This is a genomic window from Micromonospora sp. DT81.3 (genome assembly GCF_049847225.1).
Lineage (GTDB): Bacteria > Actinomycetota > Actinomycetes > Actinomycetales > Microbacteriaceae > Microbacterium.
In genome coordinates this window covers 1-242 of record NZ_JBNCNY010000064.1, presented here as the reverse complement: position 1 = coordinate 242, position 242 = coordinate 1, and the positions used below count along the sequence as shown (strand labels likewise).

1 protein-coding gene is annotated in these 242 nt (G+C 66.9%); it reads left to right on the top strand.

All coding sequences use genetic code 11. From position 1 onward, the window contains the following. Positions 1-18: 18 nt before the first annotated feature. Positions 19-242: hypothetical protein (locus ACPW96_RS23350; RefSeq protein WP_425886138.1), on the top strand; the 224-nt coding region annotated here is incomplete at its 3' end.

Here is a 242-nt window from a genome sequence, read left to right as displayed (position 1 = left end):
GTGATCATGGGATTCTCGATGAAGACAGCCCTGGTGGGCGCAGCCGCGGCTGCACTGGTTACCGCAGGCCTGACAGCCGCTAGCGCATCGGCGGCCGAGGACCGTTGGGGGAACTGGCGCGACAAGAACCTGACCGTGGTGGGTCTGGCCAAGCAGGGCACGTCGCTGGTGACCTTCGACACCGACCGCCCGGGCCGCACCCGCAACGCAGTTCAGATCCTTGGTCTGGCCGGAGACGCGTT